14 protein-coding genes are annotated in these 13,719 nt (G+C 42.2%); 8 read left to right on the top strand and 6 right to left on the bottom strand.

The window, feature by feature from the left end:
• The first annotated feature begins 48 nt into the window (after positions 1–48).
• The gene (locus tag G564_RS0115830; protein ID WP_029038513.1) at positions 49–1,689 is read left to right on the top strand and encodes an amidohydrolase; all 1,641 of its coding nucleotides are present in this window, start codon (positions 49–51) and stop codon (positions 1,687–1,689) included.
• Positions 1,690–2,219: 530 nt separating this feature from the next.
• Here G564_RS0115830 and G564_RS0115840 read toward each other — a convergent pair.
• Together G564_RS0115840 and G564_RS0115845 are read right to left on the bottom strand one after the other, a co-directional pair.
• The gene (locus G564_RS0115840; protein WP_029038514.1) at positions 2,220–2,993 is read right to left on the bottom strand and encodes a hypothetical protein; all 774 of its coding nucleotides are present in this window, start codon (positions 2,991–2,993) and stop codon (positions 2,220–2,222) included.
• Between the two features lie 5 nt (positions 2,994–2,998).
• Positions 2,999–3,727, bottom strand: a complete 729-nt coding sequence (locus tag G564_RS0115845; RefSeq protein WP_029038515.1) for a class I SAM-dependent methyltransferase — start codon at positions 3,725–3,727, stop codon at positions 2,999–3,001.
• 26 nt (positions 3,728–3,753) lie between these two features.
• Between G564_RS0115845 and G564_RS0115850 the strand changes: the two genes are divergently transcribed.
• Positions 3,754–4,257, top strand: a complete 504-nt coding sequence (locus G564_RS0115850; RefSeq protein ID WP_029038516.1) for a YkgJ family cysteine cluster protein — start codon at positions 3,754–3,756, stop codon at positions 4,255–4,257.
• Between the two features lie 26 nt (positions 4,258–4,283).
• On the opposite strand, the gene G564_RS0115855 is transcribed toward G564_RS0115850, so the two are convergent.
• Positions 4,284–5,522 carry an exo-beta-N-acetylmuramidase NamZ family protein gene (locus tag G564_RS0115855; protein ID WP_029038517.1) on the bottom strand — a complete coding sequence of 413 codons (1,239 nt, stop codon included), beginning with the start codon at positions 5,520–5,522 and terminating at the stop codon, positions 4,284–4,286.
• A gap of 8 nt (positions 5,523–5,530) precedes the next feature.
• Here G564_RS0115855 and G564_RS0115860 point away from each other — a divergent pair, with 8 nt between their 5' ends.
• Positions 5,531–6,766, top strand: a complete 1,236-nt coding sequence (locus G564_RS0115860) for an ABC transporter permease (protein WP_029038518.1) — start codon at positions 5,531–5,533, stop codon at positions 6,764–6,766.
• 92 nt (positions 6,767–6,858) lie between these two features.
• Entirely contained in the window at positions 6,859–7,839 is a 981-nt protein-coding gene (locus tag G564_RS0115865; RefSeq protein WP_029038519.1) for a PLP-dependent cysteine synthase family protein, read from the top strand.
• Between the two features lie 68 nt (positions 7,840–7,907).
• Here the strand turns inward: G564_RS0115865 and G564_RS20405 are convergent, their stop codons facing one another.
• The 3 genes from G564_RS20405 to G564_RS0115880 form a co-directional block, all read right to left on the bottom strand.
• Positions 7,908–8,117 carry a hypothetical protein gene (locus G564_RS20405; RefSeq protein ID WP_156879273.1) on the bottom strand — a complete coding sequence of 70 codons (210 nt, stop codon included), beginning with the start codon at positions 8,115–8,117 and terminating at the stop codon, positions 7,908–7,910.
• A 161-nt stretch (positions 8,118–8,278) separates the two neighbouring features.
• Positions 8,279–8,461, bottom strand: coding sequence for a hypothetical protein (locus G564_RS0115875; protein ID WP_029038521.1), 183 nt, complete (start codon positions 8,459–8,461; stop codon positions 8,279–8,281).
• A 74-nt stretch (positions 8,462–8,535) separates the two neighbouring features.
• The gene (locus G564_RS0115880) at positions 8,536–9,099 is read right to left on the bottom strand and encodes a hypothetical protein (RefSeq protein ID WP_029038522.1); all 564 of its coding nucleotides are present in this window, start codon (positions 9,097–9,099) and stop codon (positions 8,536–8,538) included.
• 85 nt (positions 9,100–9,184) lie between these two features.
• Between G564_RS0115880 and G564_RS0115885 the strand changes: the two genes are divergently transcribed.
• The 4 genes from G564_RS0115885 to G564_RS0115900 all read left to right on the top strand — a co-directional run bounded on the left by G564_RS0115885 (position 9,185) and on the right by G564_RS0115900 (position 13,711).
• Positions 9,185–9,883 (top strand): SGNH/GDSL hydrolase family protein, encoded by a 699-nt coding sequence (locus tag G564_RS0115885; RefSeq protein ID WP_029038523.1) that lies wholly within the window; start codon positions 9,185–9,187, stop codon positions 9,881–9,883.
• 78 nt (positions 9,884–9,961) lie between these two features.
• Positions 9,962–11,248: a DUF2851 family protein gene (locus tag G564_RS0115890; RefSeq protein WP_029038524.1), complete on the top strand. Its 1,287-nt coding sequence runs from the start codon at positions 9,962–9,964 to the stop codon at positions 11,246–11,248.
• Positions 11,249–11,260: 12 nt separating this feature from the next.
• Entirely contained in the window at positions 11,261–11,491 is a 231-nt protein-coding gene (locus G564_RS0115895; protein ID WP_029038525.1) for a PspC family transcriptional regulator, read from the top strand.
• A gap of 135 nt (positions 11,492–11,626) precedes the next feature.
• The gene (locus tag G564_RS0115900) at positions 11,627–13,711 is read left to right on the top strand and encodes an amino acid carrier protein (protein WP_029038526.1); all 2,085 of its coding nucleotides are present in this window, start codon (positions 11,627–11,629) and stop codon (positions 13,709–13,711) included.
• The last annotated feature ends 8 nt before the right edge of the window (positions 13,712–13,719 follow it).

Here is a 13,719-nt window from a genome sequence, read left to right on the forward strand (position 1 = left end):
GCGCTCCGGTTTGGAGCGCATTTTCTATTTTTACCCAAATTTAAAATAATGAAGACAAAAATTTTCTTTTTGCTCCTTGCCTGCGGAATATTCTTCGCCTGTGACAATAAAGAATCGGCAGATTTACTTGTGATAAATGCCAAAGTGTATACTGTAGATGATGATTTTTCTACGGCAGAAGCATTTGCAGTAAAGGATGGCCGCTTTGTAGCTGTAGGTACTATGGCAGAACTTCAGGAAAGATTTGAAGCTGATTCAACTATAGATGCCGGCGGAAAGGCGGTAGTTCCGGGTCTTATTGATGCGCATGCACATTTTTACAGAATGGGTTTGCAGCAGCGAAGGGTAGATCTTATGGGCACCAAAAGTTTTGATGAGGTGGTTTCACGTATTGTGGATTTCCAGAAAGAAAATAATGATGATTTTATCACCGGAAGAGGATGGGATCAGAATGATTGGGAGGTAAAGGAATTTCCGGTGAAGGATACTTTAGATAAACTCTTCCCTGATACCCCTGTCGCTATTACCAGGGTTGACGGGCATGCCCTGCTTGTTAATCAGGCTGCTCTAGATATTGCCGGAATTACTGTAGATACTCCGGCTGAAGGTGGAGAAATAGAAGTAAAAGACGGCAAATTGACCGGTATCCTTATAGACAATCCTATGGATCTCGTACTTAGTGCTGTCCCCGAACCTACACGTGAAGAACAAATTCAGGCGCTACTGGATGCTCAAAAGATTGTCTTTGGATATGGACTCACAACTATTAACGACGCCGGACTTGATCGCAGCACGATCGAATTGATCGACAGTCTGCAGCAAAATGGGGATCTTGAGGTGCGGCTTTATGCCATGATCAGTAACACCAAAGAGAACCTGGATTATTACCTTAATCGAAGTCCTTATAAGACAGATAAACTTAACGTTCGCTCTGTAAAATTTTATGGTGACGGGGCTCTGGGTTCCCGGGGAGCCGCTTTAAAAGATCCTTACGCCGACAGGCATGGACATTATGGTGCATTACTTTCACCAATTAAAGAATTCCGTGAAACTGCTGCGAGAATAGCTGCATCAGATTATCAAATGAATACCCACGCCATTGGAGATTCCGCTAATGTGCTTGTTCTAAGAACTTATGATTCCCTGATTGGGAAAGGGGAGGATCGTCGTTGGAAAGTAGAGCATTCTCAGGTTATTGGACAGGAGGATTTCAAATATTTTAGCAGGAACATCATTCCTTCAGTGCAGCCTACCCACGCTACAAGTGATATGTACTGGGCAGGAGATCGTTTAGGCGAAGAGAGGGAAAAAGGTGCCTATGCCTTTAAACAATTACTGGATGAAGCCGGAGTAATTGCCTTGGGAACAGATTTTCCTATTGAAGAAGTAAATCCTTTTATGACATTTTACGCTGCGGTCGCAAGAAAGGATCTTGAGAATTATCCTGAAGGCGGATATATGCCCGAGCAAGCCTTATCAAGAGAAGAAACTCTTAGGGGAATGACAATCTGGGCCGCCTACAGTAACTTTGAAGAAAAGGAGAAGGGTAGTATAGAAAACGGCAAGTTCGCCGATTTCGTGATCCTGGAGCAGGATATCATGGAAATCCCTGAATCAGAACTCCCTAACATGAAAGCAAATGCGACTTATTTAGGAGGGAAAAAAGTGTTCAGTGATGTAAGAAAGTAAGAAGTTAGAAGTACGAAATTAGCAGTGCTTAACCTGATGAATTTATATACAAAAACCCTTTAAAGATAAACTTTAGAGGGTTTTGTAATCTAATAAAACCTTAAACCTTAAACCTTGAACCTTAAACCTTGAACCAGTAGGCAATATTCAAAGTCCCGGCAGGGGAGATATATTGGTATTCCTGCTTTTTAAGGTGGGAAAATATGAATTGATCATAAAGCAAACAACCTGCAACGTGTAACAACTTTGAATCTTGAACCATTGTTGTCCGGAAAAAGAATCTAGACCGCTCCGCTTTTAGAATCTAGAACCAAGACTTTTGAATAAGATACTGAAATTCAATGTTGTGAAAATATATTTTCATTGGTAGAATATTTAAAATTTAAAGAACTAAATCACCCCCTTAGATTGATAGATAAAATCTCTGATCAGCATTAGCGGGCTTTTTCAGAGGTTCCTTCTTTTTTCATCGGACAACAATGACTTTGAATCTTGAACTTTGAACCTTGAATAAATAAATCCGTTAGGATTTATTTCCCTCCATTTGCCTTTAGATCGAGTTTACACTGATCGTCAAAGTCGAGGATTTGCTGGCCGTTCTCAAGAAAACTGAATGGAGAAGTACCGAATTCTATTTCGGCATTCATAAGGCAACCTTCCACATCGCAGTGTGCTTTTTTCTTGGAATCACTGTCCTCATGAGGGGATTGTGCCGGGGTGCCATTATTGACAAGGCCGAATAGATGTCCAAATTCGTGATGTAAGGCAGTCGTCTGAATTTCTCCTCTGGTTCCGGAATTCGACATATCCCGGATCTCTTTATCAAAAATGACCATAGAAGTATTGCGGTAAGCCTTACCAATAACACGACGTTGTTCATCGCTGTCTGTGCTTTTTTCGTCTGCAAAGAAAATAAAGGTGCCAAGTTTCTCCCCGTTGGAAAAGACAGTTCTTTCAGATTTTTCTAGCTCAACTATTTCTTCTATCGCATAGGTTCCCATATTTGGGGAAGGGATCGCCCTGGTAATTATGGAAATGCCATTGGGTTTATTGATGTATTTGTTCAGGAAAGTTTTAAGGCTGCCAATTGCTTCAGAAGTTGGTTCAAATCCCGTGACATACACTACTTCAACTTGAAGAGAGGTGAATTTTTCGTCACTAAGATAATCCCTGGCCGATGCTCCAAGTACAAGATCATTTCTATGGGATGTAGGGATTTTTTCAGCCTCATCGACCGAACAGCCTGCGAAGAAAATTAAAACAATGAGCCAGCCACAAAATCTATTTACAGAAGATAACGCCATTAATCTTATTTTAAAGTAAGTTTTGCAAGGTAATCGTAATGAGCACCTTCAAAAATTTGCTCACATTTAAAACCATTCTTTCCTGCTGCTAAATATAAGGAATCAAAATCAAGATACAACCACTGAAAAGTATCTGAGGTTTCCCCTTTGTAGCTTAGACTAAATGTAAGTTCGCCATAGTATCCTTCTGAAGTATCTATCCAAATTCCCCCGTCTTCATCTGCGTCAAAAAGGTAAATCAGGTCTGAAGAATCAATCAAAACCTGCCCGTTTGTGTTCAGCAGATTTTTAAACTGCTGAAAAAAAGCATCCAGAAACCGCATTTTACCAACTATACCGGTACCATTCATTAACAGCAGAATGGTGTCGAATTTTTCGCCGGAAAGCTCTTCGAAGGCAATGTTTCTGGCATCAATGACCCCTCTTTTTTTACAGATATCAATTGCTCCGGCTGAAGTGTCTATAGCAGTCACCTTTAGTCCCCGTTCCTCCTGAAGGTAAAGGGAATGACTCCCTGCTCCGCAGCCTACATCGAGAACTCTCCCCCGGCAGGATTGAAGTGCTTTTTGCTCAAGTTCCGGCATTTCCTCATAGCTTCTAAAGAGGTAAGGCACGGGAATGACATCATCATCAAAGTCGGCAGAATGTACAATAATGTCCTCTTCATCACTAGATTCGTAGTATGCAGTAATGGCTTTTCCGAAGATATCGGGCTGGTTTTTTAACTTGTTCACGTCCTGGTTCTGTTTATCTTTGCGGCATGCAGGAAGAGATAGATGGGCTCCCGCAGCGGGCCAAAGATAAACATAAGGAGAATAAGAAATTTTTCTCCCGGCTGAAAAAGAAACCTCCAAAGCAGCTGGATCTTCAAATGCAGCAATTGCACGAGGAGGAATTCAGTCGCACTGACTGTCTCACCTGTGCCAACTGCTGTAAAACTACAGGACCACTCTTTACCAATAAAGACATTGAGCGCATTTCCAAACACCTGCGCCAAAAGCCCCAACAGTTCATCGATCAATACCTGCGGATCGATGAGGACAATGATTACGTCCTCCAGGAAGTACCCTGCGCCTTTCTGGCACCCGATAATTATTGTCTCATCTACGACGTAAGGCCCAAAGCCTGCAGCGAATTCCCGCATACAAACAGGAAAGATTTCCATAAAATCTCCAACCTCACCATGAAGAACGTTGCCATTTGTCCGGCAGCGTATAATATTGTGGAGGAGATGAAACGACTTGCAGGTTTTAAAGGAGTCTAGAATCTAGAATCTAGAATCTAGACTCTCTACTCACCGTAAAGTATATACTTATTCCTCACACCCTCAAATTCCTGCAAGCCTTCCTTCCAGGTGCTTCTAATTTCCTTTGCACTCTGGCCTGATTCAATTTGCTGCTGCAGTTTTTTGGTACCGGCGAGATTGGTGAAGAAAGTGTTGAAAAATTCCCCTTTTTGAGAGGTGTTGTTATAAGCCTCTATTAGCCACTCAAGGTTGAGCTGATCGAGGTGCTCATGTTCAGACAGGTCTCTTCCGTAGCAGGTTTTTCCAAGGTGCTTCGGATTTTTAGCCCCTTCATTAGATTGTGGCACATAGGAATAATCGAATTTTTCTCCAGGGAGAAATGGAGAGCCAAAGACCTGGAACTGCTTATTCGTTCCACGACCGGCATTCACATTAGTTCCTTCGAAGAAACAAAGACTTGGATAAAGATTGATCGATTGGGAATTGGGCAGGTTTGGAGAAGGTTTTACGGGGAGTTCATACTGTATTTCGCGGTTGTAATTTTCCATTTCAATTACTTCCAGATCTGCCTGAATTCCGTTTTTCAACCATTTCTCGCCGTTGATCATTTTAGCGTATTCCCCAATGGTGAGTCCATGTACAACCGGAACAGGATGCATTCCCACAAAACTCTGGTGCTGAGGTTCGAGAATTGGACCGTCGATGTAATGTGCGTTGGGATTTGGCCGGTCAAATACCAAAACTTTTATCCCATTTTCGGCAGCTGCTTCCATGACGTAATGTAAGGTGGAAATATATGTATAGAAGCGGGCACCGACATCCTGCAGGTCAAAAATGAGAATGTCCAGATCTTTCAATTGTGCTGCAGTTGGTTTTTTGTTGTTGCCGTAAAGAGAGATCACCGGAAGCCCCGTACGTGGATCTTTGCCGTCTTCGACAGCTTCTCCGGCATCGGCAGTGCCACGGAAACCATGTTCGGGGGCAAAGACTTTTTGAAGGTCTACGTTAAGAGAAAGAAGCGTATCCACCAGGTGGATATGACCTGCTTCAGTAGGAATAATACTGGTTTGATTTCCCACCAGTCCCACTTTCTTACCTTCCAAAAAGCTTATAAAATAATCGGTTCTTTCTGCGCCGAGTCTGAGATTATCGGTTGCTTCAGCAGTGCCGGATTTTCTGTTTCCTTCAGCAGGAATATTAGCTGTCCTTTGGGAGTTGTTTCCGCAGGCAGTTACACTGATAAGTAGGAATAAAAATGTACTTTTGAAAAATCTTAAACTCATAGCTGCTCTTGAATTTGGAATTCTTTATTGCTAAACGTCTTATTAGTGCCAAGCAGCACAAAAGTAGCATATCGGCACCTATAATTAAAATAGCAATTGTAGCCATTTCCATTGGAGTGATCATGATGCTGGTAGCTTTTGCTACCGGTATTGGATTGCAGCAAAAGATAAGGGAGAAAATGTCGGCTTTTACAGGGCATGTTACCATTTCCAGCTATGACAACAACAATTCACAGGTTTCCCTTATGCCTGTTTCCATTAATCAGGATTTTTATCCGGAATTCGATTCAGTAGACGGTATTGAGCATGTACAGGCTACTGCCTACCTTGGCGGGGTTATAAGAACAGAGACCGATTTTGAAGGAATCATTGTTAAAGGAATCGGCACCGATTATAATTGGGATTATTTTGAAGAATTTTTGGTGGAGGGGGAGCTGCCCGATGTTTCCGGAAGCCTTAATGATGAGGTTCTTATTTCAAAATATACTGCGAAAAGAATGGGATTGGAAGTAGGGGACAAGGTGCCTACTTATTTTCTGCGGGATGAGACCAGCAGAACTCCGTTAATCCGTGGTTTTGTTGTCAAAGGGATCTATAATTCCGGATTTCTGGATTTTGATGAACTCTATATGCTGGCAGATATTCGTCACGTTCAGCGTATCAATCGCTGGGAAAAAGATCAGGTGGGGAATTTTGAGGTCTTTCTGAAAGATTTCAGCAAGGTAGAGGAGAAAGGACAGGAGATCTATGAAAACACTGGTTCTTTCCTGGATACCCGTACCATAAAGCAGCAGTATTATTCTATTTTTGAATGGTTATCCTTATTCGATTTCAATATTGCCTTAATTATTGGGATCATGATCCTGGTGGCGGGAATAAATATGATTACCGCCTTACTGGTTTTGATCCTCGAACGAACTCAGATGATAGGAATTCTGAAGGCGCTGGGAAGCAGCGACTGGAGTATTAGGAAAATCTTTCTCTATAACGCCGGATATCTTATTCTCCTCGGACTATTTTGGGGTAATCTCATAGGCCTCGGACTCCTTTTTGCCCAAAAATACCTGAAACTCATTCCTCTTAATCCTGAAACTTATTATGTGACTGAAGCACCCGTATACATTGGCTGGGAATACATTCTGGGAGTGAACCTCGGCACCCTGTTGTTGTGTATGCTGATGCTGCTTATCCCGTCATACATTATCACGCGAATTTCTCCCGTGAGAGCAATGAAGTTCGATTAAGAAGAGGTCTCAAAAATGCCATTTTTGGCACCCCTTTTGAACCCTTTTAAAAGCTGCTTTTTTTCTTACCTTTGCAGCCGAAAAATTGAGATATGGAATACGCTGAAAATATATTAGGTACCATTGGAAATACACCTCTTGTCAGGATAAATAAACTGACGGAAGGGATCGACGCCCTGGTGCTTGCCAAATACGAAACCTTTAATCCGGGGAACTCGGTAAAGGATCGAATGGCTGTCAAAATGATCGAAGATGCCGAAGCTGCAGGTTTATTAAAGCCGGGTGGAACTATAATTGAAGGAACTTCGGGAAACACCGGAATGGGACTTGCACTGGCTGCGATTGTAAAAGGTTACCGGATGATATGCGTAATGGCCGATAAACAATCCAAGGAGAAAATTGACATTTTACGCGCCGTAGGCAGTGAGGTGGTGGTATGTCCTACAGATGTAGCGCCAGACGACCCCCAGTCATACTATTCTACCTCAAAAAGGCTTTCCGAAGAAACGCCCAATTCATGGTACGTTAACCAGTACGATAATCTTTCCAATACAAAAGCGCATTATGAAAGTACAGGTCCAGAAATCTGGAGACAAACTGATGGTAAAGTGACTCACTTTGTAGTGGGAGTTGGAACGGGAGGAACTATTTCGGGCGTTGGAAAATACCTGAAGGAACAGAATCCCAATGTGAAAGTTTGGGGGATAGATACTTATGGTTCTGTCTTTAAAAAGTATCACGAAACCGGAATTTTTGATGAGAAGGAGATATATCCTTACGTGACCGAAGGTATTGGCGAGGATATTCTGCCTAAGAATGTAGATTTTGGAATTATCGACGGATTTACGAAGGTGACCGATAAAGATGCGGCCGTTTATACTCAGAGGCTGGCAAAAGAAGAAGGGATGTTTCTGGGGAATAGTGCAGGAGCTGCGATCAAAGGATTACTTCAGCTAAAGGAACATTTCAAAAAGGATGATGTGGTCGTGATATTATTCCATGATCACGGCAGCCGTTACGTTGGGAAAATGTTCAACGACGACTGGATGCGGAAGATGGGATATATAGAGTAAGAGACTAGAATCTAGAAACTAGAGACTAGACGAATGGATAAAAAAAGCTGCCTTCGGGGCGGCTTTTTTCATTCCTCCATGCGGGGTTTAGGTGTAGGGTCAGTTCTTTGGACCAGCCAAAATATCAATGCCCCTGAAAAATAGAGCAGCATATCTACAACATCTGCAGTATATCTTGTGGTGACTTCCGGCAGGTAGATCTCGAAGTATACAGAATAAAGAGCGGCAAGAGAAAAGGCCGAAAAAAGTGAAATTCTGAGTTCCTTCTGTTTTGTCATCCACCGAATAATGAAAAGGCAAATACTTAATACCACGGGAATGCAGAGCAGATCATTCAGATAGGAAGAAAAGAATACGGGCAGCTGTACCGGAAGATTCAGCAAGAATAGATTGAGCAGAAATATGCCCGTGCATACGCCGAATAAGATCTTAACTTTTGTCATACCAGAAAAAGAGCAGTAATAAATGCCAGGGCACCACCAATGATCATAACCGCCAACCATACATGAAAGCCGACCTTCTTAAGACCTGCCATTAACTTGCTTTCTTTTTTTTCAGGTTGATCCCCGTGCTTTTCTGTTGATCTGTCACCTGGTGCGGGTTGTTGAGTATCCATTTTCATTCCTTTGGCAATAAGATAAAATTTTTACTCCAAATCCTGATTATGTGCTGTTCGGTTTAACCGGGAATTAAGAATTATTCTTCCCAGCCCCAGGGAGCTGCAGGTGTTTTTACAGGTTGTGTTAAGTCGAATTCGACGCTAAAAAACCGGTCTGTTCCTAATCTTCTCAGGTTGTAGGTGAAGCCGGTATCTGTTAATGTGATCCACCACACATTAGAAGCTGCCAATGGCAAGAGATCGGCTGTTTGCTGGTCGGCCGGGAAAACCTGTAAATGAGGCTGTCCATGATTAGATGCAGTGCCGCCATACATTGTAACTTCATCTTCGCTTCCGTCTTTATGTCGGTGGTCATGCTTTAGTTCCAGTTTTCCATTGGTCTTTGAAAGGACCCAGGTGCGGGAACGGTCATCTCCAACAAAAAAAGGAATCTTGATTTGGTTCTCTGCACAGGATCGTACATGCATCACCAGCTTTTTGTTTCTGAAGTCATCATTTTCGGGAGCTGCAACTACTTTTCCTTCATAGGCTTGCCCACAATGCTGTTCAAGTTTTTCCCAAAATTCTGCCAGGGGATTCTGGTTCTGTGCTATGATATTTAAGCTTGAAAAGAGGAGGCTAAGAGAAATTATAATCTTCATTTTTAATGATTTTAGGTAAATATAGGAAAGTGGATGGGTAGAGCTGCCGCAGAAAAATATATTTTAGCTTTTTAAAATAGTCATTATGAGAGGATTCTTATTGTCTTGCCTGTTGTTTACCCTGCTTTTTGGATGTAAAGAAAAAGAAGCAGAGAATATTGTAATAGTTGAAGAAGATCCATTGAGGTATCTTGCTCTGGGGGATTCATATACTATTGGCGAAAGTGTGGAACCCGAAATGCGATGGCCGGTTCAGCTTACTGAAAAGCTGCGGCTCGGAGGTTTTGAAATCGAAGACCCAAGGATCATTGCCACAACCGGATGGACTACCGGGGATTTACTCAGGGCAATGGATGAGCGGCTTAATAACGAAAAATTTGATCTTGTCTCTGTGCTCATTGGGGTTAACAATCAGTACCAGGGAAAAAGTATCGAAGATTATGAAGAAGATCTCCACGAAATTTTTAAAAGAGCAATCGGGCATTCGAAAAAAGGTGCTGCCGGTGTGTTTGCTCTGAGTATTCCCGATTACGGTGTGACGCCATTTGGAGCTTCCAGGGAGGAAGAGATAGGTAAGGAGCTGGATGAATTTAATGAGGTGTTTAATGATGTCGCAGGGCAGTACAATATTAAGTTTTTTGACATTACTCCAATTTCACGCAGGGCAAGGGAAGAACCCGAATTGATAGCAGAAGATGATCTTCACCCGAGTGGCGACATGTACCGGCAATGGGTGGACCTGATCTATCCGAAAGTTGTAGAGATAATAAATACTGAAATTTAACTTATTTTGTAAGTCTTTTCCTGCTTAATAAATTACTGTCCCTCAAAAAGATATGTCTAAAATGCATATTTTTAATTTATGCGGGAAGATTACCTACACTACTTGTGGAAATTTCAGAAAATAGAACATTGGAGGCTCCAAACCTCTGATGGTTTACCTGTTAAAGTTGTTTCTCCCGGAACTCACAATCTCTTCTCGGGTCCCGATTTTTTTAATGCACGGCTGCTTATCGGTGGTCAGCAATGGGCGGGGAATCTGGAGATACATCTTCGTTCCTCAGACTGGTATTTGCACGGGCACGAAACTGATCCTGCATACGACAATGTGATCCTGCATGTGGTTTGGGAGCACGATGTAGAGGTTTTTAGAAAAGACAATTCTTCCCTGCCTGTAGTAGAAATAAAACATCTGGTACAAAATGGTGCCCTTGACGCATATAATGAATTGTGTTCAGGTTCTTCTAACAGGTGGATCAATTGTGAAGATGATCTTCCTCAAATTGAGGAATTTCTTTTAGAGAACTGGCTGGAGCGGCTGTATCTGGAAAGACTGGAACAAAAAACGGCGCTCATAAATACCCTTTTAGAGAAGTCGGCAGGAGACTGGGAAGCAGTTCTTTTTCAGCTGCTCGCCAGGAACTTTGGGCTTAACGTCAATGGAGAGGCTTTTATGGGTATAGCAAGGTCCATTCCTTTTGGAGTAATTCGCAAAACCCGGGGAAATTTACTGCAGCTTGAATCTTTGCTACTGGGGCAGGGAGGATTTTTAAAAGGGGATCATGAAGAGCCTTATTATCGAAAGCTGCAGGAAGAATATGCCTATCTTAAACGTAAATTTGCATTATCGGGCGAGGGAATCCTGCCGTCAAAATATTTCCGGCTTAGACCTGATAATTTTCCGGAGATAAGATTGGTCCAGCTCGCAGCAGTCTATCATAAAAACGAAAATTTGTTTTCTTCTCTTGAGAAGATTTCAGAAGCTCAGGATATTTATCAGCTTTTCCAGATCCAATTGAACGAATTTTGGAGTAGTCATTATACTTTTTCCTCCGGTCATCGTCCCAGGAAAAAGAATTTTAGCAGAAAATTCCTTGACCTGTTGATCATTAATACTGTGGTGCCTGTGAAATTCTCATGGCTAAAAAGTAAGGGCAAAGCAATTGATGGCCTTTTTGAGATCATGGAAAGCATTGCACCCGAAGAGAATCAGATCATTAAAAAATTCAGAACTCTGCGTCCCGAAAATTTAAATAACGCGCTGCAGTCCCAGGGATTTTTACAATTGAAGAAAGAGTACTGTGATAAAAATGCCTGTCTTCAATGTGCTGTGGGATTAAAGATCCTTCAGAAAGAACCACAAATTTAATATCTTTACGGCATGCAAAAATGGGTGAACCAAATTAGAAATTATTTTGAGAGGCATGGTTTTTATGTCTCGTCGCGCTTTGCCGATAAGTTGGGAATGAGAGCGAAAAACGTTCGTCTCTTTTTTATTTATCTGTCGTTTGCAACTTTTGGGATAGGCTTCGCAATTTATCTTACTCTTGCTTTCCTCCTGAAATTCAAAGATATGATCTATTCCAAGCGCACCTCTGTTTTTGATTTATAGAGAAGTAGCTTAAAACAGAACTTCCTTAGATTAACGTTTTATTTGCTTTTTAACTCCAGATAATTTGAAAACGTTAATATTTTTAGCATCTTGCTTCGCCGAAAATTCCATTTAATATTATTTTAAAATGTTTATATGAGAAAGTCTTTGCTTTCATTCTTTTTTTCTGTTTTTATTCTAACTGCCTATGCACAGGATCTAAAGGTAGACGCTAACATTCAAAATCCCTCAAAGGAGATCAATGATGGATTTGTTGAACTGAGTGTTCAGGGCGGAACCCCGCCTTATGAATACAGGTGGTCCAGCCAGGAAACTCCTCTTGATTCTCCCCGAGCAGAGGGACTGGTGGAAGGAGTTGAGTATTCTGTAGTTGTTAAAGATGCAACGGGAGCCGAGGTGGAGAAAACCTACAAAGTACCGGCACAGGCTATCACAGAACATTTTAACGGGACTTTTGCTCCTATTGTTGCCAGTATGGGAAGTATTCTCTTTTGGGATCCTTTCTCTGCTATTGGCATCTATGATCCTGTAGTTTATGCCGACTTTCGAAGAGTTCCTGCTCCCGAATGGGAAGCAAATGTTGACGGGAAATTTATTCTTTCTGAATGGCTCTTGCCCGAAGGAACAGAGGTGGAAGAAGGAGATGCGATAGCTATGGTTTCCAAAGATGGAGAGAATATTACTGCCTACGCCAATGCTTCAGGTACTTTAAGATACCTGGTGCAGGAAGGGGGAATGATCTATAATTCAGAGAATAAAGAGCACGTTATAGAACAGGGAGCACAGTACCTTGCCGCAATTGATTATGAAAATCCTGTGGCTCTTACACATCCAAACGGGGACCTGCAACAAAAAGATATTCCGTTCATCGTGATCTGGCTTGTCCTTGGAGCTTTGTTCTTTACATTGCGGATGGGCTTTATAAATATTAGAGGTTTTAAACATGCTTTACAACTGGCTAAAGGAAAATATGATGACCCTAATGCCCCGGGACAGGTAACGCATTTCCAGGCGCTTGCTACTGCGGTTTCCGGAACAGTTGGTCTGGGAAATATCGCCGGGGTGGCCGTGGCTGTTTCCCTGGGAGGGGCAGGTGCTACTTTTTGGATGATCATTGCCGGTTTACTTGGAATGTCTTCTAAATTCGTGGAATGTACCCTTGGGGTGAAGTATAGATTTATTAATAGTGAAGGCCGAGTATTTGGTGGGCCTATGAATTACCTGCGCTATGGTCTTGAAAAAAGAGGACAAAAGGGATTAGGGAAATTCCTGGCTGTTTTCTTTGCTATTCTAGCAATTGGAGCCTCTTTTGGGGGTGGAAATATGTTCCAGGCCAACCAGTCTTTTGTAATTCTTGCAGGTGAATTTCCGGTACTTGTTGGGAATGGGTTCCTCTTTGGGATAGTGGTAGCTATCCTGGTAGGAATTGTAATTATTGGAGGAATTTCCAGTATTGCTAAGGTAACCGGGAAAATTGTGCCTGTGATGGCCGGAATTTATATACTTGGAGCGCTTGTAGTAATTGGAGTGAATATCGAAAATATAGGTCCTGCTTTCTCAGCAATTTGGGACGGAGCTTTAAGCCCGAGTGCACTAAAAGGTGGAGTGATAGGGGTTTTGATCGTTGGATTCCAGAGAGCAGCTTTCTCGAATGAAGCGGGGGTTGGATCGGCAGCTATTGCACACAGTGCGGCGAAAACCCATCATCCGCCTTCCGAAGGTTTTGTCGCTTTGCTTGAACCTTTCATAGATACGGTAGTAGTGTGTACCCTTACTGCTCTGGTACTTATTTTCACAGGGATGCATGAAGTTGAAGGAGTTGGAGGAGTTGAACTTACTTCCAGTGCCTTTGGAAGTGTGATCTCCTGGTTCCCCTATGTACTTGCAACTGCAGTTTTCCTTTTCGCATTTTCAACCATGATCTCCTGGTCATACTACGGGATGCGAGCCTGGACCTACCTCTTCGGAAAAAGTAAAAAGACTGAAGTTGTCTATAAATCACTATTCCTTTTCTTTGTAGTAGTTGGTGCCTCTGTAAGTTTAGGAGCTGTATTGGATTTCTCCGATATGATGATCCTGGCGATGTCCTTCCCTAACATTATTGGTCTTTACATCATGAGTGGAGAAGTGAAGAAGGATCTCGACGAGTACAGCAGAAAGTTAAAAGCCGGTGAGCTTTTTCGTAAGCCCGAAAAGGAGCGCGTGAAGAAAGCTTCTTAAGCTTCTGG

It is taken from the genome of Salinimicrobium xinjiangense DSM 19287 (genome assembly GCF_000423585.1).
Classification (GTDB): Bacteria; Bacteroidota; Bacteroidia; order Flavobacteriales; family Flavobacteriaceae; genus Salinimicrobium; species Salinimicrobium xinjiangense.